The organism is Lederbergia graminis (genome assembly GCF_042655485.1).
Classification (GTDB): domain Bacteria; phylum Bacillota; class Bacilli; order Bacillales; family Bacillaceae_C; genus Lederbergia; species Lederbergia graminis.
Window position 1 is genome coordinate 1 of sequence record NZ_JBHSMC010000021.1, and the last position, 26,928, is coordinate 26,928.

26 protein-coding genes and 2 pseudogenes are annotated in these 26,928 nt (G+C 36.9%); 24 read left to right on the forward strand and 4 right to left on the reverse strand.

Features of this window, described 5'->3' with window-relative positions:
- The 3 genes from ACFPM4_RS15655 to ACFPM4_RS15665 all read left to right on the forward strand — a co-directional run.
- Positions 1-1,378, forward strand: a 1,378-nt coding sequence (locus tag ACFPM4_RS15655) for a SpaA isopeptide-forming pilin-related protein (RefSeq protein WP_382353733.1), incomplete at its 5' end; no start/stop codon positions are given.
- 15 nt (positions 1,379-1,393) lie between these two features.
- Positions 1,394-1,987, forward strand: coding sequence for a class D sortase (locus tag ACFPM4_RS15660; RefSeq protein WP_382353736.1), 594 nt, complete (start codon positions 1,394-1,396; stop codon positions 1,985-1,987).
- A gap of 127 nt (positions 1,988-2,114) precedes the next feature.
- Positions 2,115-3,242: a response regulator gene (locus ACFPM4_RS15665; protein ID WP_382353739.1), complete on the forward strand. Its 1,128-nt coding sequence runs from the start codon at positions 2,115-2,117 to the stop codon at positions 3,240-3,242.
- Positions 3,243-3,680: 438 nt separating this feature from the next.
- Here the strand turns inward: ACFPM4_RS15665 and tnpA are convergent.
- Positions 3,681-4,026: pseudogene (gene tnpA / locus ACFPM4_RS15670) on the reverse strand (IS200/IS605 family transposase); the annotation flags it as partial.
- Positions 4,027-4,401: 375 nt separating this feature from the next.
- Between tnpA and ACFPM4_RS15675 the strand changes: the two are divergent.
- Complete coding sequence (locus ACFPM4_RS15675) at positions 4,402-4,587, forward strand: hypothetical protein (protein ID WP_382353895.1); 186 nt, start codon at positions 4,402-4,404, stop codon at positions 4,585-4,587.
- 248 nt (positions 4,588-4,835) lie between these two features.
- Here ACFPM4_RS15675 and ACFPM4_RS15680 read toward each other — a convergent pair whose 3' ends face one another.
- Positions 4,836-5,291 (reverse strand): VOC family protein, encoded by a 456-nt coding sequence (locus tag ACFPM4_RS15680; protein WP_382353742.1) that lies wholly within the window; start codon positions 5,289-5,291, stop codon positions 4,836-4,838.
- Between the two features lie 76 nt (positions 5,292-5,367).
- Between ACFPM4_RS15680 and ACFPM4_RS15685 the strand changes: the two genes are divergently transcribed.
- The gene (locus tag ACFPM4_RS15685) at positions 5,368-6,276 is read left to right on the forward strand and encodes a helix-turn-helix transcriptional regulator (protein ID WP_382353745.1); all 909 of its coding nucleotides are present in this window, start codon (positions 5,368-5,370) and stop codon (positions 6,274-6,276) included.
- Positions 6,277-6,404: 128 nt separating this feature from the next.
- Here ACFPM4_RS15685 and ACFPM4_RS15690 read toward each other — a convergent pair.
- Positions 6,405-6,626 (reverse strand): annotated as a pseudogene (locus ACFPM4_RS15690) (IS3 family transposase); the annotation flags it as partial.
- Positions 6,627-7,098: 472 nt separating this feature from the next.
- Between ACFPM4_RS15690 and ACFPM4_RS15695 the strand changes: the two are divergent.
- The 13 genes from ACFPM4_RS15695 to ACFPM4_RS15755 all read left to right on the forward strand — a co-directional run bounded on the left by ACFPM4_RS15695 (position 7,099) and on the right by ACFPM4_RS15755 (position 17,027).
- Positions 7,099-7,671 carry a TetR/AcrR family transcriptional regulator gene (locus ACFPM4_RS15695; protein WP_382353747.1) on the forward strand — a complete coding sequence of 191 codons (573 nt, stop codon included), beginning with the start codon at positions 7,099-7,101 and terminating at the stop codon, positions 7,669-7,671.
- Between the two features lie 135 nt (positions 7,672-7,806).
- On the forward strand, positions 7,807-9,015 hold the full coding sequence (locus ACFPM4_RS15700) for an MFS transporter (protein WP_382353750.1): 1,209 nt from the start codon (positions 7,807-7,809) through the stop codon (positions 9,013-9,015).
- Positions 9,012-9,413, forward strand: a complete 402-nt coding sequence (locus ACFPM4_RS15705) for a DUF4064 domain-containing protein (RefSeq protein ID WP_382353753.1) — start codon at positions 9,012-9,014, stop codon at positions 9,411-9,413. The genes ACFPM4_RS15700 and ACFPM4_RS15705 overlap by 4 nt, the downstream gene beginning before the upstream one ends.
- A 43-nt stretch (positions 9,414-9,456) precedes the next feature.
- Entirely contained in the window at positions 9,457-10,887 is a 1,431-nt protein-coding gene (locus ACFPM4_RS15710) for a serine hydrolase domain-containing protein (protein WP_382353756.1), read from the forward strand.
- Positions 10,884-11,039, forward strand: coding sequence for a hypothetical protein (locus ACFPM4_RS15715; RefSeq protein ID WP_382353759.1), 156 nt, complete (start codon positions 10,884-10,886; stop codon positions 11,037-11,039). The genes ACFPM4_RS15710 and ACFPM4_RS15715 overlap by 4 nt, the downstream gene beginning before the upstream one ends.
- Positions 11,040-11,447: 408 nt before the next feature.
- Complete coding sequence (locus ACFPM4_RS15720) at positions 11,448-11,891, forward strand: VOC family protein (protein WP_382353761.1); 444 nt, start codon at positions 11,448-11,450, stop codon at positions 11,889-11,891.
- A 120-nt stretch (positions 11,892-12,011) separates the two neighbouring features.
- On the forward strand, positions 12,012-12,428 hold the full coding sequence (arr, locus tag ACFPM4_RS15725; protein WP_382353764.1) for an NAD(+)--rifampin ADP-ribosyltransferase: 417 nt from the start codon (positions 12,012-12,014) through the stop codon (positions 12,426-12,428).
- 182 nt (positions 12,429-12,610) lie between these two features.
- Positions 12,611-13,042, forward strand: coding sequence for an SRPBCC family protein (locus ACFPM4_RS15730; protein ID WP_382353767.1), 432 nt, complete (start codon positions 12,611-12,613; stop codon positions 13,040-13,042).
- Positions 13,043-13,303: 261 nt separating this feature from the next.
- Positions 13,304-13,999, forward strand: a complete 696-nt coding sequence (locus ACFPM4_RS15735; protein WP_382353770.1) for a response regulator transcription factor — start codon at positions 13,304-13,306, stop codon at positions 13,997-13,999.
- A 3-nt stretch (positions 14,000-14,002) separates the two neighbouring features.
- Complete coding sequence (locus ACFPM4_RS15740; protein WP_382353773.1) at positions 14,003-14,938, forward strand: sensor histidine kinase; 936 nt, start codon at positions 14,003-14,005, stop codon at positions 14,936-14,938.
- A gap of 133 nt (positions 14,939-15,071) precedes the next feature.
- Entirely contained in the window at positions 15,072-15,995 is a 924-nt protein-coding gene (locus ACFPM4_RS15745) for an ABC transporter ATP-binding protein (RefSeq protein WP_382353776.1), read from the forward strand.
- Positions 15,961-16,662, forward strand: a complete 702-nt coding sequence (locus ACFPM4_RS15750) for an ABC transporter permease (RefSeq protein WP_382353779.1) — start codon at positions 15,961-15,963, stop codon at positions 16,660-16,662. The genes ACFPM4_RS15745 and ACFPM4_RS15750 overlap by 35 nt, the downstream gene beginning before the upstream one ends.
- A 23-nt stretch (positions 16,663-16,685) precedes the next feature.
- Positions 16,686-17,027 (forward strand): DoxX family protein, encoded by a 342-nt coding sequence (locus ACFPM4_RS15755; RefSeq protein ID WP_382353782.1) that lies wholly within the window; start codon positions 16,686-16,688, stop codon positions 17,025-17,027.
- 110 nt (positions 17,028-17,137) lie between these two features.
- On the opposite strand, the gene ACFPM4_RS15760 is transcribed toward ACFPM4_RS15755, so the two are convergent.
- On the reverse strand, positions 17,138-18,124 hold the full coding sequence (locus ACFPM4_RS15760) for a LacI family DNA-binding transcriptional regulator (protein WP_382353785.1): 987 nt from the start codon (positions 18,122-18,124) through the stop codon (positions 17,138-17,140).
- Between the two features lie 349 nt (positions 18,125-18,473).
- Here ACFPM4_RS15760 and ACFPM4_RS15765 point away from each other — a divergent pair, with 349 nt between their 5' ends.
- The 6 genes from ACFPM4_RS15765 (at position 18,474) to ACFPM4_RS15790 (ending at position 26,918) form a co-directional block, all read left to right on the forward strand.
- Positions 18,474-20,975: a GH116 family glycosyl-hydrolase gene (locus ACFPM4_RS15765; RefSeq protein ID WP_382353788.1), complete on the forward strand. Its 2,502-nt coding sequence runs from the start codon at positions 18,474-18,476 to the stop codon at positions 20,973-20,975.
- A gap of 33 nt (positions 20,976-21,008) precedes the next feature.
- Positions 21,009-22,367 (forward strand): ABC transporter substrate-binding protein, encoded by a 1,359-nt coding sequence (locus ACFPM4_RS15770; protein ID WP_382353791.1) that lies wholly within the window; start codon positions 21,009-21,011, stop codon positions 22,365-22,367.
- A gap of 77 nt (positions 22,368-22,444) precedes the next feature.
- Complete coding sequence (locus ACFPM4_RS15775) at positions 22,445-23,527, forward strand: GTP-binding protein (protein WP_382353794.1); 1,083 nt, start codon at positions 22,445-22,447, stop codon at positions 23,525-23,527.
- Positions 23,528-23,551: 24 nt separating this feature from the next.
- Positions 23,552-24,634, forward strand: a complete 1,083-nt coding sequence (locus ACFPM4_RS15780; RefSeq protein WP_382353797.1) for a glycoside hydrolase family 43 protein — start codon at positions 23,552-23,554, stop codon at positions 24,632-24,634.
- A 42-nt stretch (positions 24,635-24,676) separates the two neighbouring features.
- On the forward strand, positions 24,677-25,873 hold the full coding sequence (locus ACFPM4_RS15785; RefSeq protein WP_382353800.1) for a glycoside hydrolase family 43 protein: 1,197 nt from the start codon (positions 24,677-24,679) through the stop codon (positions 25,871-25,873).
- 37 nt (positions 25,874-25,910) lie between these two features.
- On the forward strand, positions 25,911-26,918 hold the full coding sequence (locus ACFPM4_RS15790) for a LacI family DNA-binding transcriptional regulator (protein ID WP_382353803.1): 1,008 nt from the start codon (positions 25,911-25,913) through the stop codon (positions 26,916-26,918).
- Positions 26,919-26,928 lie beyond the last annotated feature (10 nt).

Below are 26,928 nucleotides of genomic sequence, written 5' to 3' on the forward strand. Positions count from 1 at the left end.
ATTCACGATTGACAAAGGTCAAACGGAAATAACGAAAGTGATTGCTGGCAATGAATTAACAACTGGTTCTGTAGAATTAATTAAAATTGACAAAGACAATAATGAGATCTTGCTTGAAGGCGCAGAATTTGAACTTCAAGATGCCGAAGGTAATGTGCTGCAAAAGGATTTAGTAACAAATGCCGAAGGTAAACTTGTCGTAAACGACTTAAAACCAGGTGTTTACCAGTTTGTTGAAACGAAAGCTCCATTTGGTTACAACCTAGATGCAACACCAATCGTCTTTACGATTGAAAAAGGTCAAATCGAAATGGTAGTGAAGCAAGTAGAAAATGAATTAACGCAGGGATCAGTTGAACTGAAGAAGGTTGACAAGGACAATAATGAGATTGTTTTAGCCGGCGCAGTTTTTGAATTGCAATCAGCAGACGGCAAAACTATTGAAGAAGGATTATCAACAAACTCTGAAGGCAAGCTAATAGTTGAAAACTTGAAGCCAGGTACTTATCAATTTGTTGAGACAAAGGCACCAGAACATTACAAATTAGACGAAACACCAATCGTCTTTACGATTGAAAAAGGCCAAGAGATTACTCTTACTGTGAAAGCGGAGAATGAATTAATTACAGGTTCTGTTGAACTTACAAAACTAGACAACGATGATGATACGCCATTAGCTGGAGCTGTGTTTGAATTACGAGATGAAGCTGGGGAAATTATCCTTGAAGGTTTAGAAACAAATACAGAAGGCAAGCTTGTAGTTTCTAATCTAAAACCGGGTGATTACCAATTTATAGAAACAAAGGCACCGTTTGGCTATGACTTAGACCCAACGCCAATTAATTTTGTAATTGATAAAAGTCAGCTAGAATTTACGAAAGTCACTATTTATAATCAACTATCTACTGGTTCAGTTGAACTGGTTAAAGTAGATGCTGAGAATAAGAAACATAGACTTCAAGGTGCTGAGTTTAACCTTCTTGATGAGAAGGGGAATCTGCTCCTGGAAGGATTATTAACCGATATAACTGGTATATTATTTATTGGAGATTTGAAGCCAGGTAACTACCTATTTGTTGAAACAAAAGCACCAGAAGGTTTCAATCTGGACCCAACTCCAATTTCATTTACAATTGAAAAAGCGCAGAAAGACACGCTTGTAGTTGAGTTTGCGAACAAGGCAACGGAAATTGAACAGCCAGAAAAGCCAGAGCAGCCACAGGAACCCGAAACGCCTGAAATGCCAGGTGATGATGATCTTAGTAAACTTCCGCAAACAGGAGAACAGCATTTGATGTATATGATGATCATGGGCATCTTATTTTTAGCAACTAGTGGAGTATTACTGTTGGGTAGGAAAAGAAGAGTAGAACGATAGAGAGGTGGATGTCTTGTGAAAAATAAAAGGTTAATATTCGGTATTATATTTTTAGTAGCAGGACTAACATTAATCTCCGTTCCACTATATTACGAAATTCAGCATGATAAAGAGGTGAGGGCTTTAGAGGAAGCCCTCTCTCTTATTTCCAAAAGTAATGGAGATTCAGTAGACCTATCCGTTATTGAAAATCTTTCTTTTTCTGAGGAGGAAATAACGCAGATAATGGAGTTGGAAATTCCGTCTATTAATCTAAAACAAAAAATCTTAGGTGAAACAACTGAAGACAACTTAAAAGTAGCTTTAACGCAATTAAAAAAAGACCAGACTCCAGGAACTGGAAATTTCACAATTGCGGGCCATAGGGGATATCGTGGTGATAGGCACTTTAGCCGTTTGCCTCAAGTATCTATAGGAGATGAAGTTTTTCTTCATACAGGTAAGCAAACATTTATCTATCAAATTACAAAAACAAAAGTTATCGAGCCTACTTTTGTTGAAATATTAGATAATCATCAAGAGAAAAATGAAATCACTATGATTACATGTACTATATCAGGATTAGATAGAATTGCAGTTGTTGGTGAACTAATTGAAATAATAGATTAATAACAAAACATCTACTCACGTATTCTATTTGAGTAGATGTTTTGATTGTGTTTTAATAGTTATAGGGAAAATTTGGTTATCAATTACGATATTGATAATTCTAGTGTTTTGGTGGAGGGAAAGTTTCATGAAAACGATTCTTATAGACGATGAACCATTAGCACTCGCTTATTTAGAGAAACTTCTAGAGGGAATTCCAGGTATCACTATTGTTGGTAAGTATAGTAATCCAAGAAAAGCTTTAGAATCATTAAAGATGGTTACACCAAATCTTGTATTTCTAGATATCGAAATGCCTGAGACTAATGGCATAGAACTAGCAGAATATATCCAGGAAGAACTTTCAGATGTGAAGATTGTATTTATAACTGCATATGACGCATTTGCAGTGAAGGCATTTGAGCTTAATGCGGTAGATTATATTATGAAACCTGTAAAACGTGATCGTTTAATTGAAACTATCCGTCGTCTACCTAACATTGAAACGAAAATCACCGAACAATCGGATTCTATAATGGTTTGTTGTTTCCAACAATTGAGTTTTTGCATGAATAGAGATGATGAGTTACAACCTTTAGATGTTCATTGGAGGACGTTTAAGGCACGGGAACTGTTTGCATTTCTCATACAACATCGAAACCAACCTATACGGAAAGACATCATTCTAGATTTATTCTGGCCCGAAATGGATTGGAAGAAGGGGTTTTCACAGCTTTATGCAACGATTTATCAAATTCGTAAAACCTTACGGACCCTTAATATTAATATTACGATTTCTAGCGTAGAAAACAGTTATAAGCTAACTCTAAACGAAGTATTACTAGATGTAGATGTTTGGGAAAACGAATTAAATGAGTTATCCACTATATCAAATGAAACATTACCAAAATATCAAAAACTAATTGATCTTTATATTGGAGATTATTTAGCGCTAGATGATTATATATGGGCAGAAGGAGAGCGTGAAAGATTAAGGGGGATGTGGCTTCAATTAATGAAAAAAGTTACTGATTACTTAGTATTTAGAGGTAATTATTCTGGAGCAATCTCACTGTATCATCGAATCCAAGCCCTCCATCCTTATTATGAAGACAGCTATTTAATGTTAATGATATTATATGAATCGCTAGGTGATCGCCCTTCAATTGAACAACAATATAGTAATTATACCAAAATGTTCATGAATGAATATGGATTAAAGCCTACAGGCAAGATTAAAGATTGGTATGATAAATGGAAAATGGAAAATAAGTAAGAAGATGGACAATGATTTTATTTCATGTACATATTTTTATTGTAGAATGCTATAGCATTTTAAAAGATAGGCATTTTAATTGTAATAGTTGTTCCTTGATTAATTGTACTATCAATACGAATCTCATACAGAAATACTTTATAAATGATTATTGGTTTTACTTAAATTGATTTCTCCTATTTTTACCTGATCAGAAAGTAATAGCTGAATTAGGCTCATGGGAAAGACATTCCGAAGAAGAAATCCATAAAATTACAACTTTGAAAAAGTAAATTGAACAAGACAAACTGTAATATATTATTAAAAATCAAAACCACCAGTGTGAACTGGTGGTTTGCTCTGCAGCTGAAAGCCTCTATTACCGGCCACAGCCTATAAGGCTCATTGAAAGGGTTTCCCTTCTGCACCACATTCACATACCAATTCGAAAGAATTTCTTTATTTCTTCTGATTTTTCTCTCCGGTAATTGGATCAAATTCTTCGAACAACGTTAACTGATCATGCATATAGTCTTCTTATAGCTGATTTCTAAAATATTCTTGTATTTGTTTCTTATTTTTGCCCACTGTATCGACGTAGAAACCTCGAAATCAGAATTTCCGATTTCCATATCGATATTTCAAATTTGCACATCGATCAAATATCATCAGGCTACTTTTCCCTTTGAGGTAACCCATAAATTAAGATACACTTACTTAATTTGGGTGGGATACTAACTAACATGTGAATATGATCAGAACAGTTATTTGCTTCATGAATGATTACACCTTTTCTTTCATATAAATTGGTGGGTCAACACTATACTGTACATATTTTGTAAGGAATACATAACCTTTTACAGCGTCTAAAATTTTAGCGCTCAGTTTTAAAAAAGTGCGTGTTATTTGTCACTTGACCCGGAGCCTCTGGGGGCAAGAGAATGAGCCAGGCGAGGACAAATTGTAAAATGAATAGCGGCTTGTCTGATAAATCACCTTCAGATACAGTAGAAAACTTTTACAAACATGCTATTGAAGGAGAATATTCAAAAATGAATACCTTTCTCCCGAATTAATAACATGGGCTGAAAAGAAATGTGCAAGCTTACGTGAGCTTGGAGAAGAGGCTATTCAAATCAAACATTACATAAACTCAGGTAATCCAATTACTGTAAAAGAGATTCGTGAAATAAACTCAGCAAAGCGAAATCATAAATGCATACTATCGAGTTTTATTACAACCTCAGGCTATACAAACGATGCGTTAAAACAGGCAGATGTTTACAAGATGAATTGTTATGGATTGGATTGGGTGAAAAATAAAATTGTTAAGTGGCAAGAACAGGAACAGAGGAAATTCGTGTGAAACAGCAGTAAGAATTTTTTGCTATCAATGGTAGAAAGAAATGTGGTTTTTTACAAAAAACTAAAATTAACTGAATGACCTCTAGTATTATACTGGAGGTTTATACCACTTTTTCTAATTGAATAACCCAATTATAGAAATAAGACAAACTCTGAAATTCCCCAATCATATAGGAATCTCAGAGTCTGTCTATTCTATTTTAGTCGGGGTGTTACGTCAAAATGTTGGAAATCCCCAATAATACAAGATTAATCTAAATAACCATCTAGAAATTTACTTGCCTCACTATTAAACTTCCACATTATCCCGAATTTATCGATTAACATTCCAAAGCTTGCTGACCATGGTGTAGATGATATTGGCATGATGACAGTACCACCATCTGAAAGTCCATCAAAACATTTTTTATTCATTTCTGGATCAGCATCAATAATACTGATGAGGACGGTATTCCCATTTGTGATTTCGCCTGTTGTAGCTTGCATAAAAGGTGGCACGTCAGAAATCATTAAAATATTCCCTGAAAACTCAATACGAGATTCCATAATCATGTTTTGTTCCTCATCCTTTAATGGGGCATTTGGGTCTTGGCCAAAATCACCAAATCTCACCATTTTTACACTAGTTGCTGATAATGCCTTTTCATAAAAGGCCAACGCTTCTTCTGCTCCTCCATTAAATTGTAGATACGTTATTGCTTTCATAATCTATTCCTCCTTTTTATATTGGTAGTATAATAGGGCATAGGCGACATATGTATGTCGTATATAGGAGGGAAATATGAAAAAAATTGAGCGACTTATCTCGATAGTGATGATATTGTTACAAAAAGAAGTAGTTTCGGCATCAGAATTCAGCCGGCTTTTTCATGTAACGAAACGAACGATTCAACGTGATATGGAAACATTAAATTATGCAAACATCCCCATTTATGCGGAATATGGTTCTGAAGGTGGATATGCGCTAATGGAAGAGTATAAATTCGATAAACGATTACTAAATCACAAGGATATTGAAAATATACTTATCGCTTTAGGTGGCTTTGAGGAACTGATTACCAATCAAGAGATTCAAACGACTATGAAAAAAATCAAAGGAATGACCAGCGCAGATATTTCTCCAACACTTGATTTAACTTTCTATGATTGGCCGGGGAGAAGACAACTCAACGAAGAAGTTTTATTTATCAGGCAAGCAATTGAGAACAATTGGTTATTAAAATTGGAATATGTGGATCAAATAGGAAACAAAACATACAGACTAGTAGAACCCTATAAGGTTCATTTTAGGGAGATGCAATGGTATCTTTTTGCTTATAGTTTAGAACGGAAAGACTATCGAACATTTAAGGTGACGAGGATATTAAATATCCAAAAAGACGGTTATTTTGTTCCAAGGACGAATGAGGAATTTCAACACGAAAAACAATACAAAGAACAAGAAAAATTGGTTCATGTACATCTATCGATAGATGTTGCTGTAAGGGATCAATTTATCGAAAGGTACGGGAAAGATGCCGTTATAAAAGAAACTGCTAGAAGTTACCTGGCAACAATTGAATTGCCTGAGAATCAATATGCATATCAATTTTTAGCCGGATTTGGTAATAAAGTAAAGATTCTAAAACCAAAAAGTTTTATTGAAAAATATGTAAGCTTTTTGGAAGGAGCAGTGCAACTTTACAAATAAAGTGTTCATAGGTGTCACTTATACAAGCTATAGAGATTGTCCAAGGAATGAACGCATCTGGAAAGCGAAATGTACGTGATGACTCAGCTGTGGACTTTATCTCAAAGCATTGGTATGTCAACACTAAATCATACAACTTTTTTAAGGGATGAAATTCTATATTCTACTGGACTTAGATAGCCAAGTGAACTGTGCATATGGATATTGTTGTACCAATTTACATAATCAAAAAGTTCAAGAGATAGTTGTTCAATGGTTTGAAAATGTCTTCCGTTAATTAATTCAGTTTTCAATATCTTAAATGTAGCTTCTGCTACCGCGTTATCATAGGGATTACCTTTATTGCTTAGTTTAACTAAAAGTATATCAAAATAGCGTTTATCTTTATCTGGAATCATCCATTTCTAAATTTGATATACAAGTAAATAAGGGTATCGTCATCAAGTTCTTCTTTTCAGAATGAAAAGTGATCTATTATGCTACCTCATAATGAAAAAACCTATTCCTTCAAGAAATAGGTTTTTTCCATGTTCGTCGTGGCAACCGACGAAAAAAGTAAGAGTTCATACCCAAAGGAAAGAGGGATAACCCTTTTTCCCTACCTTTTTTATTATAATTGATTTTGTTCCTAAATATAACCCTTTTTGTGTTCTACTTTACCCCCTAAAAGCCAGAACTCGGCTTTTTATCATCGAATGTGTTCATTCCTCCAACTATGGGATGGACTAACTCTAGTCAAAATTCCTTGTTGACAGACTATACGTTATGTGTTTTAATTCAGGTGAATAAAAAAAAAAATATTCACCTGAAGGATTGAGGGTAATGGAAGTAAAGTCCAAGATTTACGAATGCGCCAAGGATTTGTTCAGTACAAAAGGATTTAAAGAAACTAAAATTAAAGAAATAGCCGAGCATGCTGGCATAGGTGTTGGAACCTTTTACAATTACTATACTTCAAAAGAAGAATTGTTTATTGAGATTTATAAGCAGGAGAATAAAAAACTCAAGAATCAGCTGACCGAATCGTTGGATTTGACTCAGGAACCGGTGCAGCTTATCAGCCAGCTACTTAAGGAGAATCAGGAGGCTATCCATGCTAATCCTATTTTAAAAGAATGGTATAACCAAGATTTTTATAAGGAACTTGAGAGACATTACAGAGATGAAGACAGTCAAAGCATGGATTCCGTTCGTAATTTTTATTTGAGTCTGATGCGGAACTGGAAGCAACAAGGACTAATCAGGGAGGATATCAGTGAGGAGCTGTTGCCCGTTTTCTTTGATTCATTGGTCTGTATCGATATGCATAAAGATGAAATTGGCATTGAGCATTTTCCAAAAGCGATGCAATATTTAATTGAGTTTATTATAAAAGGGCTCATCAAGGAGCAGTAAAACTAATGCCCTTTTTTTTACAGTGATATGAATGAATAAAAAAATATTCATTCTAGATACTCTACCTAATCTAAAGAAGGTATTGAAGTTGCAAAATATAAGGGTGAAAAATCAAAAGATGAGGAGTTACATTGAATGAGAAGAAAGAATGTTAGTGTCTTTATTAGTGTTTTTGTCGCAATGTTAGGCGTTATGATTCTCGCCCCAATCACTCCCTCATTGATCCGCGAATTGGGACTGCAAGAAATCCATTCGGGTATCTTGATTTCAAGTGGATCAATTATGACGGCAGTAATGGCACCAGTATGGGGAAGTATTAGTGACAGGAGAGGAAGGAAACGAGTTGTTGTCATCGGATTGATTGGCTTGGCCATCAGCACCGTATTATTGACTATCATATTCAATATCGGTCTTAATCACTGGATCAGCGGCGGATGGTTGCTGTTCTTGATGATTTTGACGCGAAGCATGGTTGGTATGTTCATCCCAGCTATTCTGTCTGCATCCCAAGCACTAATGGGAGATGGATTAGGAGATCAAGATCAAGGCAGCGGTATGGCAGTCATCAGTGCGGCCAATGGAATGGGACTTATTTTCGGTCCGGCCATAGCCGGCATCTTTAGTCTGGTGGGATTGTTATGGCCATTATATTTTGGCATCGTCATCACAGCTGCTGCTTTAATAGTCACTTTGTTCCTCATGCCTGCAAGCAAGCCGAATGTCCAGCAAAAGACGAAGCGGAAACTCCAACCGTTTCAACGTGGTTTGCAACTTTATTTACTCGTAGCTTTCGTTACCATGCTTGGGCTTTTTACGATACAGGTAATTGGCGGTTTTTATTTGCAGGATCAACTTGGACTTCCGTCTGATCAACTAGCGTGGGCGGTTTCCTTTGGTTTGATGCTGACAGGCTTGGCTATGCTAATCGCCCAGATCCTTCAGAGCAAGTGGCTACATTTGGAACCAAAGAAGATGATACTATCCGGTTCCTTGTTTGTGGTGGTAAGTATGGTGATATTCCTTCTTGCCAAGCAGCTGCCAGGTTACTACATTGCGTTTTTTCTTCTAGGAGCAGGTGCAGGCTTTACGATGACCGGCTTTATGGTGGGGGCGTCTGTCTCCGTCACACGTGAACAGCAAGGTAGTGTAGCTGGACTGGTGACTGCCGTGCAAGGAATTTCGGCGATCTTTGCACCGATTGTAAGCACCTCGCTCTATCATGTAGATCTACGAATCCCCATGGCAGGGATTGCCCTGCTAAGTACAACGATGGGATTGATAATGCTAAGTATATGGAGAAAAAGACAAAAAAATCATCAAAAAAACGGAGGGTTTTCTTTATGAAACGTACAGTGGAAATTGCATTAAGTGTACTTGGAATCATTACAAGTTTTGTCATGGTCGCAACAGGTGTCGTGTTTTTATACTTAACGAAAAGCGATAAATTTATGCAATATTTGGAAGAAGGATGGAGTGAAAGCGAGAATGCATATACGTTGGAACAGTTGGGGCAAGCCGGAACAATGTTTATTATACCCGGATTGATTGGGATTGCCCTCGGCGTATGGGCAGCATGGTTGCTAAGAGGTAACCGCAATTCGTTCATTGCAGGCTGGGGATTGATCATCGTATCTGTAGTGACTTGTTTCTTATCATTATTTGCAGGGATACCTGGTTTGTTCTATATTGCTGCGGGTATTATCGCATTGGTAAGAAAGCCACAACATAAGACGTTGAGATGAACCTGGTATGTAATAGACAGATTGAATAAGGAAGTGATCAAAAATGCAGAAGGATGAATGGGTTGACAATTTTGAAACCTATGCGACAAAGATAATAAATGATTTTCATCTGCCCGGTGTCGCCGTCGGGCTGGCGAGCCATGGGCAGGTTTATTATGAGAAGAGTTTTGGTTATCGTGATGTTGAACAACAGTTGCAAGTTACAAGCGACACTGTGTTTGCAATCGGATCGATTACGAAGACTTTCACATGTGCTGCGATTCTGCAATTGCAGGAGAGAGGAAAAATTCATGTGCATGATCCGATTAGTAACTATTTACCTGAATTTCGTCATAGTAAAGACAGCTTTGCCAATCGTGTGACTATACATCATTTGATGACCCACACCAGCGGGATTCCTGATCTTCAGACGTTCCCGATGGTGGTGTATGACAGCTTGACGGAAGATGATTTCAAGTATGATCCGACGATAAGTGGCGAAAAGAAATCGATTCAACCGCTTCGAACTACGGATGAATATCTGCAGTATCTTTCGCAATTAGATTTCCAATTGCTAAGTAATCCTGGTGAGCGATGGCATTATAGTAATGATGGATATGGTTTGCTAGGTATCATAATCGAGCGTGTAAGCGGGCAAACATATGAGAAGTATTTGCATGAAAACATACTCGAGCCTTCTCGAATGAAACACACTTCTTTTTTTCTAGATCAATATCGTGATGAGAATGTTACGAAACTTTATGTTTTGCGTGAAGAAGAAGGGAATTCCAGAGTCGTAGCCTCTCCCAACTGGTGGGATGCTCCAGTTATGCGATCTGCAGGCTTTCTGAAATCCACCATTTCTGACATGCTGAAATTTGCAGAAATCTTCCGTACGGACGGAATAGCGGTGGGAGGCGAGCGTATTTTGGCAACGGATAGTATAAAACAGATGGCAAGGGTTCATACTTGGAAAAATCCAATCATCAGACAAGGCTACGGGTATGGCTTATGTGTCTTCCCAAACTATCATGGAACAACATTGCTGGAGCATGCAGGAGGAATCAAGGGCGGAGGAGCCCAAATGTTTATATTGCCTGAAAAAGGGTTATCCGGAATTATCTTGACCAATATTCTCAGCACAGCACCAACTTCACTGATGAATGGCATGTTGAATGGTTTGGACAACAGACAAGTGGAGTCGTCTCATGTTACGTATGAAAATGCACCGGCAGAGGAAGAATTGGTGACAGTTTATATCGGTCGCTATCAATCTGAGCACATGAATTTATCCGTCTCCATTAAATTAATAGACCATCAGCTTCAGATCCAAGTGTTCGACTCTCTAATTCGGTTGAAGACAATTCAAAAAGACACCTTTTTATTAGAAGGCACACTGGATTGCATTCAATTTAAAAGAAATAAGGAGAATCAGATTATAGCATTGGATTATAAAGGAATCATACTGAAGTTTGTCCAAGGAGGGGCAGCATGACAAGGAAAACAAGTATTGCCCTCGCCGGTGAGAAGCAAAAATTGTTGCTGACGGCTTGCCTTAGTCACTTGTATGCTGGTGACTTACGGAATGAGTTGCTAACCAATGCCGCCTCGCTGGGTTTGACCGACGGCGGAATGCTAATGAACTAAATACAGTAATCCTTTCTGAAGTAGAGTGGTTTAAAGGAATGAACGAATCTGGAAAACGAAAAGTACGATTACTAACCTGTGTACTTTATCTCAAAGCATTGGAAAAAACACTTATAAGAGGATGACGGTACAATCAATCGTCAATATGATGAAATGGTCGTTTTAACAGAACGAAGGGAATATGTTCTGGCTGGTGATGTATTCCATTGTGTGTAGTAGATAATACACACAAAATAGCATCATTTGTTTATATACTTAAAGGATGAGGCATTCATAAGGAATAGCCTCTATTTTGTGCACAAACTTAAGAAATTTGTAAGGAATATGTAAGGGAAATGTATTTTTTACTGTTTATTATGAAGATAATGGAGGGAGGGGCATCGATTTAATGAAATGGAGGGATGTTTTATGAAATCTAGTACTAAAAGTGTACGAGAAGGACATCACACTGTGACACCATACATCATCATTAAGGATGCAGCACGAGCGATAACTTTTTACAAAGAAGCGTTTGGAGCAATTGAATTGATGCGCTTAACGAACGACAACGGTAAGGTTCAGCATGCAGAAATTAAGATTGGAGATTCGCCAATTATGATTGTGGACGAATTTCCGGAATACCCGCTCATGCGGAGCCCGCAGTCATTGGGAGGAGTTGGGATGCATCTTTTCCTATATGTCGACGACGTGGATGCTCTTTTTGCACAAGCTATTGATGCAGGAGCTAAGGAACTGGAGGCTGTCAAAAACCATTCGGAAGGTGATCGGCGTGGGGGAGTGATGGATCCATTTGGGCATATTTGGTGGATCGCTACACATATGAAGGATGTTCCACTAGAGGAAATACAATAGCACTTTGCATTAAATTTTCAAAGAAGAATATTCGAATTAAAATCTCATGGGGCTTTGCGATTCATGCAGCAGCTCTAGTAAGCGGGGAGTAACGGAATAACATATAAGGAGTGGATCCGTATGAACGACAAACAAGATGTCTTAGATAGAGGTCCTTTTTTTCATGGTACGAAGGCGGAACTGAAAATTGGAGATTTATTAGAACCACAACACTTATCCAATTACCAAGATAAAAAGTCCAACCATATTTATTTTACAGCAACTTTAGATGCTGCTAAATGGGGCGCTGAATTAGCCACATCTGAAAAAAAGGAAAGAATTTATGTGGTGGAACCATTAGATGAATTTGAAAATGATCCGAACGTAACGGACAAAAGATTTCCTGGAAATCCAACACGTTCCTATAGATCAAAGTCTCCTTTGAAAATAGTAGCTGAACTCGCTTCATGGGAAAGGCATTCCGATAAAGATATAGATCATATGCTAACATCTTTAAAAAATGCAAAAGAACAAGGGAAATTAGTCATCTATGATTAATTTTTTATAAGTCCTTTTTAACTTTATCGTATGGATTTTTAGTGAAGAACAGGCGAGAGGTTTTGTTCGTAATTGTACCTAGCATGAGATTTACATCGTTGCCTATTCTTTAAACAACGTACCAAAATGGTAAATCGTATTCTTTATTCATGTACCAAAATCTCAAAGGAGGAACAATGAACATGCCTACATCTAAACCGGAATTTATGATTACCCGCACCGTAAATGCCCGTCGCGAGCGTGTTTGGCACACCTGGACGGAGGAAAAAGAACTCGCTACGTGGTTGCCTTCAACACCATTAGAGACCATTTGGTTCGATGTTCGTGAAGGCGGCCGTTACCACTACACAATGGTTAACAACGAGACGGGCGAGGAGTTTCCAACTGGAGGCGAGTTTTTGGAGGTCGTACCATTCGAACGGCTCGTTTTTACTTGGGGCTACCCTGATGCTCCCGTCGAGGATTCACCTGTTGTGACGCTTACTCTTATTGAAAATGGCGACCGCACCGAGATGAATTTCCATCTAAGCGGATTTGCAGGTCACCCTGGCGATCAATACGTGTATGACGGCTGGTCCGACACACTGGATAATCTGGTGGAAAAATTTAAGTAAATGGTTTTTTTCGCTGAATATGAGATGATATCGTCATGTTTTGTGCAGATCTACTAATATCTAGGAGTTCTCTGTATCCATTTTTATAGGACTGTATCATTTGAAAATATACTTAGCCCTCACTCGTGTGGGGGCATTCTTTATATACATAGCCGATGTATAGGGAAAACTTTTTACAATACTTCTGCTGTAGATTCCCGTTTAAGTGTTCTTCATTTTCAGTATAATGGAATTATGACATATCGGATTGGACGTGAAATGATGCAAAAGAAGATATTGCTAGTGGAAGACGATAAAGAAATCAGTGCGTTAGTCACAAGTAACTTAGAACAGGAAAATTATACGGTCATTACTGCTTTTGATGGGGAGCAGGCACTGGAAATATTTGAAAACGAATCTATACATTTAATTTTGCTAGATATTATGCTACCGAAGCTTAATGGAATAGAATTTTTGAAAAAAGTGAGAGAAACAAGCTTAGTCCCAGTGGTGATCATTTCCGCCAAAGGGAGTGACATTGATAAAACATTAGGTCTAGGGTTTGGTGCAGATGATTATGTCAGTAAACCATTTTCGATGCTAGAGCTAACGGCAAGAGTAAATGCAGCAATTCGAAGAGCTACACAGTATGTTCCCACTAATAACAATCCTATTTCCAATTCCATTCATTATCGAGAACTCACACTAAATTTAGCTACTTTCACAGCAAGCGTGAATGAGAAACAAGTACAGCTAACTTCAAAAGAATTTCAGATCCTAAAGTTATTTATGACGAACCAAACGAGAGTTTTTACAAAAGAACAAATCTACCAATTTATTTGGGAAGATGATTTTTATGGCAATGAGAATGTGATAAATGTTCATATACGTAGGCTCCGTGAAAAAATTGAAGCAGACCCATCGAACCCAAGTTATATTCAAACGGTTTGGGGGATTGGCTATAAATTAGGAGAATAATAAATGAGTATCATACCGTATATTATCATTCTTGTATTATTCATTGTGATAGGCTGGCAATATAAATCAAAGCGAAGATTACAAAGTGAACTCCATAAAATACATGATAAATTAACTCATATAGTAGAAAATAAAAAGACGGAAAAGATATTTTTGCAAACAAACGAACAAACTGTGCAAAATCTGCTAATACAAATGAACAGGCTTCTTAGTTATAACCAAAGTGTGATGGCTGATTATGCAAGAACAAAAGATAGCATGAGAAAGATGCTTTCTAATATGTCACATGATTTAAAAACACCGATGACGGTTATTTTAGGCTATGTGGAGAGATTACAACAGAAAGAAACATTAACGAAAGAGGAACAGGATGAAACAGTATTACGTCTCCATCACAAAACGTTAAGTGTTATTAACTTAATCAATCAGTTCTTTGCTCTTGTTAAAATCGATTCGGGTGATGAGGAATTTCCAATTAGCCGAATATCAATTAATGAAATATGCCGCAAAAACATATTGGAGTTCTACCATATGTTGCAATCAACATCCATAAAGGTGGAGATAGATATACCAGAAGAGAATTTGTATATTCTTGGAAATGAGGACGCTTTAAACCGAATACTCCATAATCTAATATCTAATGCTATTCGTTATGGGAGTGACGGTGGTGTTTTAGGGTTAACGGTACGAGAAAATCAAGAAATGGTTTCCATTGATATTTGGGATCGAGGGAAAGGTATTAAAGAGGTGCACCTTGACCGGGTGTTTGAGAGGCTCTATACACTAGATGATGCGAGGAACCCGGAATTTCAGGGAAGTGGACTTGGGTTAAGTATTACGAAACGTCTAGTAGAGACAATGGACGGTGAGATTCATTTATATAGTAAGCCTTTTGAGAAAACCGTCTTCACTTGCACCTTTAAACAAATGACATATTAACGGAGGTTGTCCATTGGGATGCAACCTCTTTTTTATATCACTTTTCAGTTTAAACTTAAGGAATTTGTAAGGATTACGAAAGAAAAAACACAAGACTTTTTATTATGATAAAAGTACTGAAGGAGGTGCGCGTATGGAATATATTATTCAAACGAATAACTTAACGAAAAAAGTGAAAGGCAAAGAATTAGTATCCAATATTAATATTCATATAAAAAAAGGTGAGATTTATGGGTTTTTGGGCCAGAATGGAGCAGGTAAAACAACGATTTTAAAAATGCTCACAGGGCTAACCTCACCAACAACTGGGGAAATTTTATTGTTTCAAGATCGACTCACAAATAAATCAAGGTCAGCCTTAATTAGAGTCGGAAGTATCATTGAATATCCCGTATTTTTCGAGCATTTAACTGCAATGGAGAATTTGAAATTACATTGTGAGTATCTCGGTTATTATGATGAAAATGACATGAAACAAGCGCTACAATTAGTGAAACTACAAGATGCCGAAGGTGAAATCGTAAAAAACTTTTCACTTGGAATGAAGCAGCGACTTGGAATTGCGCGCGCGATTATTACAAAACCGGAAGTCATCATTTTAGATGAACCAACGAACGGGTTAGATCCTATTGGGATAAAAGATATACGGCAATTAATTCGTATGTTGAATAAGGAGTATGGAATAACCTTTCTTCTTTCTAGTCACATCTTAGGAGAGTTGGAACAGATTGTTGATCGAGTTGGGATCATTCATCATGGAAAATTATTGAAGGAAGTAACATTAGCTGAAATACGAAAAGAACGGTCTGATTATATCGAGATTGTGCCATCTGATATACGGAAGTCTGTTTATTTATTAGAAAATGAGCTTCATATTATGAATATGAAAATAATAGATGACCACAAAATTCGCATATATGATCTATCCTATACCCAAAGTGAGATAGCGAAAATGCTGATGATGCATGATGTAGGTATTGAAGAAATGCAGAAGCATTCTCATTCGTTGGAGGACTATTTTTATGAGCAAATTAATGGCGGTGGACAGCTTGACTAATTTAATAAAGCTAGAATGGAAAAAGTTAAATCAAAAATCAGTCATAGGGGAGTTAATGTTCTATCCACTTATATTAATGTTTTTACCTGTATTTTTTATAAAAGGGGTTAGTGCAGATTTCGGTAAAGACTATGCAACATTTATTGAATTGAACAATTTGCTGCAAATGGGATATACACTTTTTGGTGCCTCTTTAATTAATCATGTTTTCATTGAGGAATATAAAAACAAGACGATTTCACTATCGTTTCGATATCCCATTAGTCGCCAAAAACTATTTGCTGCAAAGATATTATTTATCAGTCTGTTTGTATTTCTGCTTACGATGTCTTCTTATTTATTAACAGGTGTCGTCACATTTGTAGTGGATCAGGTGCATCCAATCGTAAATGGTGATCCTTCGTCATCAGACTTGCTTAACTTTTTTATACAAATGTTTTTTCGTTCCTTTGTCATCACGTTGCTGAGTTTTATCCCACTTTTTTATTTTGGCATTTGGAAAAGAGCAACCATTCCAACTGTATTATGTGGAATTTTCGTCATGCAATCTCATCTTGTAAGTATCATTGATCTTAATTTCAATATCGTTCTTTCGATACTTACGATTCTAGGTGGAATTAGCATTTTCCTGTCTATAACAACCGCTGACAAATTTGGAGAGATGTAAATCTTTGAAAAGGAGAATGATCCATGAGTATTACGATCGTACTAAAAGGGATTTTAATATTTATGTTTGTCATGTTAGGAATTCAGAAAATAGTAGGTCATCCTATGCAAGTAGAGATCTTTAATAACCTGAAGCTACCCCAATGGTTTCGAATCGTTACAGGATGGGTGCAGTTAGTAGGGGTATTATTACTGGTTATCGGCTTTTGGATAAATTGGATGAATGTTTTTGCAGGGATTTGGTTAGGTATCACAATGTTTGGCGCCTTTTTATCCCATCTGCGAATAAAAGACCCAATCGGAAAATCCATGCCCGCCTTCGTTTTCTGTATTATTTCCTTTGTACTTGTGTTTGTGAGTTATTAGGAAATTTAATGAAGTGTATTGGTAAAGGGACACTTGCTTTAACGAATAGAAGTGTCCTTTTTTGTATTTTTAGTGATAATGGTTAGGGATTTCTTTAATAGAATCACTACTTACACTGTTTCACCTTCAATTATTTCATGGCTAATCTGGATTCTTTTCGGTATTTCGTTTCCTTCAATTTTATCAACTAAGGAGTTTACTAATTGAATTCCGATATCTTCTATAGAAAAACCAACTGTAGCTAATGAGGGAGTAACGTATTGAATCGTATCAATATTATCAAATCCCATTAGCCCCATTTCTGTAGGTATATGAATTCCCTTGTTTTTTGCATATTTTAGAATATCGAGAGCATAAATGTCACTAGAGCAAAGAAATGCAACTTTTTCATTACCTAGGTTGCTTATGTTATCAATCGTGTCAATGTAATTCATATCTGTAATAACTATAGATTCCATATTTTTATGCAACTTCATCGCTTTATTAAAACCTTTTAACCTCTGTTCAGGACCATATATATTATTAGAGGGATTGGATTCTCTTAATGCAGGTGTTATATATATCAATTTTTCATAGTTTTTAGAAGCTAGATATTGTACGGCATCTATAATTGCTTTTTCATCATTAATCCAAATAAATGGAAACTCATCTGATATTTTATTACCAAACGTAACAATAGGTACTTTTAGATTTCTTAAATATTTTTCAAACTCTTGTCCTTTATTTACGGACATTAAAATGATTCCATCGACTTTTCGATCTACTAAATACCGAATATATTCTTTTTCTAGCTCAGGTTTTTTATGTGTAAGTGTTAAATAAACAAAATAGCCAAGTTCTCTCGCTCTCGTTTCAATCGCATTGGCAATTTGCGAAAATATACGATTATTTATATCAAATACAACAATGGCAATGGTCATTGTTTTTTTTGTAACTAAACTTTTAGCAATAAAATTGGGTCTATATCCGACTTCTTCGGCCACTTTTAATATTTTCCTTTTCGTTTCAGGACTAATACCTGGGCGGTTATTTAACGCACGATCGACAGTACCTCTAGATACTCCGCAAAGACGCGCTATTTCTTTCGTATTAACCATTTATAATCATCCTTTTAAATTTACAGATAAGTTTACTAATTCTATTTACTTTGATTATTTATGATGATATTATAAAATCATTAAAATATCAACACAAAAACGTGCACGTGCACGGATATGGGCAATTTTATTGAGTTTGTATCTAATTTGGTGTTTTTTCATATTTTTTTGCTTTAAGTTGTGCACGTGCACGATAAATTTTATGGAATCAAAAATTGTGTTGATAAAGACAGTGAAAGGAGGAGGTACTTTAATTTCTGTTTTTTTTATGAATAAAATTGTGCACGTGCACGTTACGGAGAGATTAAGTAATAATCATTAGAAATACGTTCTTAAAGGATGAGGAAGCTTGGTTAAAATAACAGAGGGTTTAGGAGAAAACAAACCATTTTCACATAATGAATTATTTGAATCCGGTTACATTCGGCAGTATGGAAAAGATGCAACAGCTACAGCATTTCTTTTAGGTGGAATTGGTACGGGTAATGTATCTCTAGGTAGTAGAGGAGAGTTTAGAGATTGGGAGATATTTAACCATCCAGGGAAAGGCGCCACATTACCTAATACGTATTTTTCTATTTGGGCACAAGCTGAGGGGAAAGAACCCGTTGCAAGAATACTAGAATCAAAAATAAATCCACCACATACACATGCTCATGGTTATTCGCCAGGAACAGCAGCGGGCTTACCTCGATTGGAAAATTCTAAACTAGTAGGTAAATATCCGTTTGTTCGTGTTGTATTTGAAGATAACAGTTTACCGGTGGATGTGGAATTAGAAGCATTTACACCTTTTATTCCATTAAATCCAATGGATTCTGGAATACCTGGGGCTTACTTGACCTACAAAGTAAAAAATACATCTAACGTACCTGTAGAGGTTACGATTGCTGGATCTATCATAAATCCAATCGGGGCTACCTTTGATCAGAAAGGGAATTTACAAACACAAAAATGCTCGCAGAATTGGAACCAATTTATTGAGGAAGAGGATTTTTCAGGCTTGTTTTTGCGGTCTTATAAATTTCCAGAAGTGCACAGAGAATTTGGAAATATTGCCTTAACTACTACGAATAAAAAGACAACATATAAAAGGTCATGGCTACGCGGACCTTGGTTTGATCACTTACATGAATTTTGGGATGACTTTTCAAAGAATGGTTTATTTACCGATTTAGAGTATACATCGCCAAGTAAAGACGGGAGTACTGATACTGGAACACTAGGCGTTCGTGAATCTATTTTACCAGGAGAGATAAAAGAATTTAGTTTCTTTTTAACTTGGTATTTTCCAAATCGTTTAAATGGTTGGAGTGATGCTTTCTCAGTAAAGGAAAAAGGACGTGAAACGGTAGAGAATTACTACACCAATCATTTTGATAGTGCTTGGTCCGTTGCAGAATATATGGTGAAGAACCGTAAGCGATTAATACAACAATCACGCACTTTTGAAGATGCATTGTTTAGTAGCTCTCTTCCTAGTTATGTCATTGATGCGATTGCAAGTAATATTACAGTACTTAGAAGTACCACTTGTTTTTGGTTGAAGGATGGTCGTTTTCTTGGCTATGAGGGATGTCATGATGATTGGGGATGCTGTGACGGAAATTGTACACATGTATGGAATTATGCGCAAACACTAGCATTCTTGTTTCCGACTTTAGAACAGAACATGAGAGAAACAGAGTTTTTGGAAGAGGTCGATCAGGATGGAAAGATGAATTTCCGTGCAGTGCAAATGTTTGATTGCGAATGGACATTTGGAGAAAATCCTGCGGAAGCCGCTGCTGATGGTCAAATGGGTGCAATTATGCGTGTGTATCGCGAATGGAAGCTTTCCGGAGACGATACATTTTTAAAAAAGTTATGGCCAGCAATGAAAAATGCACTTAAGTATGCATTGCTTCAATGGGATACGGATGAAGATTTAGTACTAGATGGCAAACAACATAATACGTACGATATCGAATTTTACGGCCCAAACCCACTAACTGGTGTTTTCTTCTTAGGTGCTTTACGAGTTGCGGAGGAAGTAGCTTCCTACTTTGGCGAATCAGATAACGCTAGTATGTACAGGGAAGTTTTTGAAAAAAGTTCAAAACGACTCGATGAGTTACTGTGGAATGGGGAGTATTACATTCAATTATTAGACGATGTGAATCAACATAAATATCAGCATGGAACAGGGTGTCTCTCGGATCAATTGCTTGGACAGCAATTAGCTCACCTATTTGATTTGGGGTATTTATTACCAGAGGATCATGTGAAAAAGGCTGTCTATTCCATTTATAAACATAATTTTAAAACTGATTTCAGTAATCACGCGAACCCTCAAAGAACTTATGTATTAAATGATGAAAAAGGTCTTCTCCTTTGCTCATGGCCAAATGGTGGTCGTCCAACATTTCCATTTGTTTATTCTGATGAAGTATGGACGGGAATTGAATATCAGGTTGCTACCCACCTAATATATGAAGGTTTTATCACAGAGGGCTTGTCGATTGTAAAAGCTATACGTGAACGCCATGACGGAATTCGTAGGAACCCTTGGAATGAAGTGGAATGTGGTCATCATTACGCACGTTCCATGGCAAGTTGGGGATTATTAATCGCTTTAAGTGGTTTTACTTTTGATATGACGAAAAATGAGCTTAGTTTTAAACCACGGATTAATGAGGAGGATTTCTCCACATTTTGGAGTACAGGGAAGGCTTGGGGGACATTCCAACAAAAGAAAAATACAGATACAGGTGAATGGGAAGTAAGTATTGATGTTCTTTATGGTGATGCTACAGGGTTAACAGTACATGCTTGCGATAAAAATTGGGAAGTAGTTTCTGCAGCTCGTTAGTTTTGCGGAATATTAAAATAAGGGGGATTATATATGCATAAAAAAATAAGTATTTTACTATTATTCACAGTTCTAATGTTGATGATGGCTGCCTGTTCGGATAAAAAAGAGAATACAAACTCGCAAGGAGAAAATAATGGTGATGATAAGGGAGGAATAGAGGGAATTAGCTATGTATATGACTCTAGTACTTCCGGTGAAATTACCTTTTGGACATATGACCCTTTATTTGCGGATGTCATCGTAGAATTTAATAAGGTATATCCAAATATAAAAGTGAATTTCACTCCATTTGAATATGGGGAGCACCATAGCCAGTTACAAACAACACTAAATGCAGGAAGTGGTGCACCTGATGTAGCACAGGTTTCAGCTGGTGAAATACCAAGGTATGAATCGGAAGGGCTTTTAGAGGATTTATTACAGCCACCTTTTGATGCAGGAAGATATAAAGAATATCAAGCAGAGTACAATTGGGAACGTTACATGTCTTTGGATGGTAAACGACTTTTAGGTATTCCATGGGATGTGCATCCAGGAGTATTTTTCTATCGACCTGATCTATATGAACAAGTGGGACTACCAACAGATCCTGAGGATTTAGGAGAGTTTTTGCAAGAACCTGAAAACGTTTTAGAGGCAGCGAAGTTATTAGCTGCAAATGATTTATATATGTATGAATGGAGAGATTCCCCAGCTGTTCATTATGGAGATGCATTAGGGTATTTTGATTCTAATCTAAACTATACACGTAACAATGAACGTATGATTGAAATGATAGATATCGTAAAGCAGGGGGTTCAATTGGGCTGGGCTCCGCAGATGGGTCTTTTTAGCGATGAAGGAAAACAACTTATCAAACAAGGGAAGGTGGCATCTTTCCCATTAGGAATAAGTGGGGCTAGACATATGGAAAATATGCTCCCAGATCAAGCAGGGAAGTGGAGAGTTACTAAAATGCCATTAGATTTAAATGTGGAATTAGGAGGTTCTACTTTCGTTATTCCAGCTCAAGGTAAGAATAAGGAAGCTGCATGGGCATTTGCAGAATGGATTGCGACATCTGAAGAAGCATGGAAAATATATGCAGAGTACGCAGTTCAGCCTGGATTTACACATATTGGACAGTTGCCGTGGTATCAAGAACATACAAATGATTTTTTAGGTGGACAGGAAGACTTTAAGCTTTATACAACCATTCCTGAGAATATACCAAAGCGAAAAATGACGATTTTAGACGGGCAAGCATGGCCAGTATTTATAGATTCCATTAACGAAGCGATAGACAAAAATATTGATTCTAGAAGTGTTTTACAGCAGATAGAGGATGATACATTAAAAAAACTTGCGCCAGATATCCAAAAACTGAAAGAGGAATTTGGTATTGACTAAGCTTAGATGGAGCTAGCCTGTTAAAGGGGTTAGCTCTTTCAAGAAGATTGTTAATTATTTCCTGGAGGGAATTCTAAATGAAACAAACAAAGGTCATTATTATCAGTGGATTTCTTGGAGCAGGGAAAACTAGTTTAATGGTTTCTGCAGCTGATCAATTGCGCGCAAAAGGATGGAAGGTTGCATGTATTACAAATGATCAAGGCGAGCAACTAGTGGATACAAAAATAGTGTATTCAAATGGCTTTCCAATCCAACAAGTACAAGGTGGTTGCTTTTGTTGTAAGTTTGATAACTTAGTAGACACAATAAATCACATTGTAAACCATAATGAAACAGATGTTATTTTTGCAGAAGCAGTGGGCAGTTGTACAGATATAATGGCAACTGTCAACAAACCTTTAGAGGCGTTTCATGGAGAATTACTTGATATACAGCCACTTACAGTTGTAGTAGATCCGCAACGATTTCGAGATATAAAAAAAGAGAACTCCATATATACGACTGAAATAGCATATTTGTTTGAAAAGCAAATAGAGGAGGCACAGTATTTACTTTTAAATAAGGCTGATGTAAATGAAAAAATGGAGATAGAAGAAATAAAAAATCAATTAGATAATATAATACCCTTTGCCAAAATATTCCCTACATCCGCTGTTAATGCGATGGGTGTGAACGAATGGTTGGACAATATTTTTGATAGTAACGATTTGAATGCCACTGTTCTTGATATTGATTATGATGTTTACGCTAAAGCAGAAGAACAACTAGGATGGTTGAATTCAAGTATTAGTGTATCTGGTTTACAAATTGATGTACTTGAATTTGCAAATGAATTATTGAATAAGTGGCTAGAAAAATTGGAGCAACGAGGTGCGGTTGTTGCACATCTGAAAATATGGGTAGAGGATGAGAATAGACATCTGAAGCTGAGTTCTGTTAGAAATAATGAGATTTATCCGTTAAATGATATAAAACATGGAATTTGGTTAAGTGATAAAGTTGATATTTGGATTAATGCCAGAATCAATATTGATTATCAAATGTTGAAAATCATACTAGAAGAAATAAAGCTGGAGTATAAGACACTAGACATTATAGTAAATCAATTGGATAACTTTGCTCCTAGTAGACCAGTACCGACACATAGGTTTGTATAAATGAAGGGAAAGGAAACTACTATATTGAATAGAAATAAGTTGCTTTTAGTAGGTATAGTAATCACTATCACATTTGTAACTGTAGGCATTTTACTTATACTAACCAACAAGAAGGTACAGACAGGAGGGGAGGATGGAAATCTAGTCACAACATCCTATACGAACCCTGTCTACTACCATGATGCAGCGGATCCATCGAGTGTATTAAAAGATGAGGATGGCTACTATTACATTGTGACAACACAGTCCAATTATACAGGTACAGTTAAGAGGCTACCGATTATTCGTTCTCTTGATTTGGTCAACTGGGAATTGGTCGGTGAGGTGTTTTCCAATACTAATCTACCAGACTGGACAAGTAAAACGAATATACACTTGTGGGCACCTGATTTAGTAAAGCATGAGGGGAAATATTATGTTTACTACTCGGCAAATGTGAATGATTCTGAAATCGAGATGGCAATTGGTGTGGCGGTTGCAGATTCCATCACAGGTCCCTATGTTGATAAAGGAGAACCGATCGTTACGGGTCCTCGCTTTACAACAATCGATCCATATATTTTTAAAGATGATGACGGAAAGAGATATATGTACTGGGGTTCAGGTCATGAACCACTAAAAGTGCAAGAGCTTTCAAATGATGGTATGTCTTTAGTGGGAGAAAGGAAACAAGTTCTTCGCCCTGATCCCCGTAGAGATTATGAAACTCTCATTGAGGCTCCATGGGTCATGAAACGAGGAGAATATTATTACTTGTTTTATTCTGGAAATCACGGGAAGAACTATGCAGCAATGGTCGCTAGATCAACATCTCCTTTTGGCCCTTTCGAAAAATATTGGGAAAAGGATGCATCTAAGAGACCTATCATTGAAATAAATGAACGGTATTATGAGCCCGGACATAATTCCGTCGTTACAGACGAGGCAGGGCAAGATTGGATAGTGTATCATGCGTATGATAATAATGCGCCTTATATGAATAGAATGATGATGATAGATAAGTTGGAGTGGATAGATAACTGGCCAGTAAGCAACGGGCCAACTTTCACATTGGTGGAGGATGGGCCAGTAACGAAGAAACCTATGAATCTAGAAAAAGAAGAATAGGCTATCGTATTCGTACATGTTAGGGGAAATTGGGGGAGTAAAATGGTTCGTTCAAAATGGATGATATTAGCCTGCAGTGTAGCAATAGTTTTTGTAGTAATGATAATGGTAATTTGGGGTGAAAGCATGCTTAAAAAAACTGATTTGATAGATAAAGATAATGAAAAACAAGTGGTGAATGTTAATCCTAATACATCCGAAGATGATAAAGGAAAAGCGGAGAAGGAAGCAGTAGAACTTCCACCAGTGCCTGACGGTATGCAACGAACAGCATATCAAAATCCTATTTTAAAGCGTGATGCTCCTGATCCTTCTGGTATTGTGAATGGTAACGATGGTTATTATTATATGATTACAACACAATCTCGCTATTATAGTTCGTTAAAAAAACTACCCATACTGCGCTCACAAAATTTAGTGGATTGGGAATATGCAGGTGAGGTGTTACCAGAAATTCCGAGCTGGCTCCATACTGACGAACTTAACGTATGGGCACCGGATTTTGTAGAACACGATGGGAAATATTATGTGTATTATTCAGGGAAATCACGACCGAATGATCGAAATGAGGATTTCGGCATTGGGGTAGCTGTAGCTGACCACCCGTTAGGTCCTTATGTTGATAAAGGTGAACCAATAGTAATCGGGCCTTCTTTCGCAACGATTGATCCGTTTATCTTTAAGGATGATGATGGTACACGGTATATGTATTGGGGATCAGCGGAGGAGCCAATTTTAGTGCAAAAACTATCGGAGGACGGTATGTCATTAGAAGGAGAGCCAGTAGAAGTGCTCGATGTAGAACGCTATAAACCGTATGAACGCTTATTAGAAGCGCCATGGGTAGTGAAACGTAATGATGCTTATTATTTGTTTGTTTCAGGCGATAATTGTTGTGGGGCGCATGCGAATTATGCTGTAATTGTAGCGAAATCCGATTCACCACTAGGCCCGTTCAAAAAGTACTGGGAAATCGATGAGGATTACACACCGCTATTAGAGGAAAATGAAGATTTTAACGCGCCGGGACATAACTCAATCATAACGGACGAATCCGGACAAGAATGGATACTATATCATGCGTTTGATAGAAATAACCCACATTTAGGTAGAACTCTAATGATAGATAAAGTGGAATGGGTAGATGGTTGGCCAGTAGTTAATAAAGGAAATGGTCCAACTGCCAATTTACAACAAGATGGTCCAATAACGAAATTACCGAAATCGACAGCTGAATAATGTAACACTCGGATATTGATCATGAGGGGGGAAACAATTGGTTTCAATCCGAGATGTTGCAAATTTAGCTGGAGTATCTATTGCCACTGTCTCACGAGTAATGAATAAAAGAGAGTATGTCAGTAAAAATACTGAAAAGAAAATCATACGTGCAATAGAGGAGCTAAACTACGTACCAAACCCGCTTGCAAGAGGCTTGGTCGGGAAAAAAATGTCCTCTATTGCGATGATAGTTCCTGATATTATGAACCCGTTTTATCCTGAGCTTGTTAGAGCAGTAGAGGATACATGCCATAAACAAGGCTATACTGTTATTTTATGTAATACAGATGATAAAAAGTATAAAGAGAAGTCTTATTTAAAGGTGCTTAAAGGTAGAGGGATAGATGGATTTATTGTAGCTTCCAGTATGCTAGATAAAGAGAATATTGCTACTTTAGAGAAGGAAAATACTCCGTGCGTATTCCTTGAACGATTACCATGCGATAAGCCAAGGAGTTTGATACAAGTTGATAACTTTAATGGTTCCATTCTTGCTGTTCAACATTTACTAGATGTGGGTTGTAATCGAATTGCTCATATTTATGGTCCACAAGAAGTACCGACATACCAAGAAAGAATGAATGGGTATGAAGAAGTTGTAAAATCCCTTCCTTGGTACACATCGAGTTATATGATTGCTGGAGACTCCCAAATGGAAGGCGGGTTTAAAGCAGTAGAAAAAATATTAGATAGGCATCCAGATATAGATGGTATTTTTGCAGGTAACGACTTGATGGCAATTGGTGCATTAAAAGCGCTTCAAAGGAGAAGTATCCGTGTTCCAGAGGATGTTGCGATATGTGGTTTTGATGGTATTGCGGTTACTATAATGACGGAACCGGAATTAACAACAGTAGCTCAACCTATTTATGAAATGGGAGAATTAGCTGCTTCAACTCTAATCGGAAAAATAAATGGTGATATAACAGATGAAGACAGCCTATATGTATTAGGAGTAGAACTAATTCATAGAAACTCTACTATGAAAATGAGAAAGACATAAATAATCGATT

Bases quoted from the DNA above. Each gene is read 5' to 3' on its own strand.
- ACFPM4_RS15740 (WP_382353773.1), top strand. From the start codon at position 14,003: ATGAGTATCATACCGTATATTATCATTCTTGTATTATTCATTGTGATA.
- ACFPM4_RS15715 (WP_382353759.1), top strand. From the start codon at position 10,884: ATGACAAGGAAAACAAGTATTGCCCTCGCCGGTGAGAAGCAAAAATTG.
- ACFPM4_RS15720 (WP_382353761.1), top strand. From the start codon at position 11,448: ATGAAATCTAGTACTAAAAGTGTACGAGAAGGACATCACACTGTGACA.
- ACFPM4_RS15755 (WP_382353782.1), top strand. From the start codon at position 16,686: ATGAGTATTACGATCGTACTAAAAGGGATTTTAATATTTATGTTTGTC.
- ACFPM4_RS15735 (WP_382353770.1), top strand. From the start codon at position 13,304: ATGCAAAAGAAGATATTGCTAGTGGAAGACGATAAAGAAATCAGTGCG.
- ACFPM4_RS15710 (WP_382353756.1), top strand. From the start codon at position 9,457: ATGCAGAAGGATGAATGGGTTGACAATTTTGAAACCTATGCGACAAAG.
- ACFPM4_RS15775 (WP_382353794.1), top strand. From the start codon at position 22,445: ATGAAACAAACAAAGGTCATTATTATCAGTGGATTTCTTGGAGCAGGG.
- ACFPM4_RS15730 (WP_382353767.1), top strand. From the start codon at position 12,611: ATGCCTACATCTAAACCGGAATTTATGATTACCCGCACCGTAAATGCC.
- ACFPM4_RS15760 (WP_382353785.1), bottom strand. From the start codon at position 18,124: ATGGTTAATACGAAAGAAATAGCGCGTCTTTGCGGAGTATCTAGAGGT.
- ACFPM4_RS15705 (WP_382353753.1), top strand. From the start codon at position 9,012: ATGAAACGTACAGTGGAAATTGCATTAAGTGTACTTGGAATCATTACA.
- ACFPM4_RS15700 (WP_382353750.1), top strand. From the start codon at position 7,807: ATGAGAAGAAAGAATGTTAGTGTCTTTATTAGTGTTTTTGTCGCAATG.
- ACFPM4_RS15785 (WP_382353800.1), top strand. From the start codon at position 24,677: ATGGTTCGTTCAAAATGGATGATATTAGCCTGCAGTGTAGCAATAGTT.
- ACFPM4_RS15750 (WP_382353779.1), top strand. From the start codon at position 15,961: ATGAGCAAATTAATGGCGGTGGACAGCTTGACTAATTTAATAAAGCTA.
- ACFPM4_RS15745 (WP_382353776.1), top strand. From the start codon at position 15,072: ATGGAATATATTATTCAAACGAATAACTTAACGAAAAAAGTGAAAGGC.
- ACFPM4_RS15770 (WP_382353791.1), top strand. From the start codon at position 21,009: ATGCATAAAAAAATAAGTATTTTACTATTATTCACAGTTCTAATGTTG.
- ACFPM4_RS15685 (WP_382353745.1), top strand. From the start codon at position 5,368: ATGAAAAAAATTGAGCGACTTATCTCGATAGTGATGATATTGTTACAA.
- arr (WP_382353764.1), top strand. From the start codon at position 12,012: ATGAACGACAAACAAGATGTCTTAGATAGAGGTCCTTTTTTTCATGGT.
- ACFPM4_RS15665 (WP_382353739.1), top strand. From the start codon at position 2,115: ATGAAAACGATTCTTATAGACGATGAACCATTAGCACTCGCTTATTTA.
- ACFPM4_RS15695 (WP_382353747.1), top strand. From the start codon at position 7,099: ATGGAAGTAAAGTCCAAGATTTACGAATGCGCCAAGGATTTGTTCAGT.
- ACFPM4_RS15680 (WP_382353742.1), bottom strand. From the start codon at position 5,291: ATGAAAGCAATAACGTATCTACAATTTAATGGAGGAGCAGAAGAAGCG.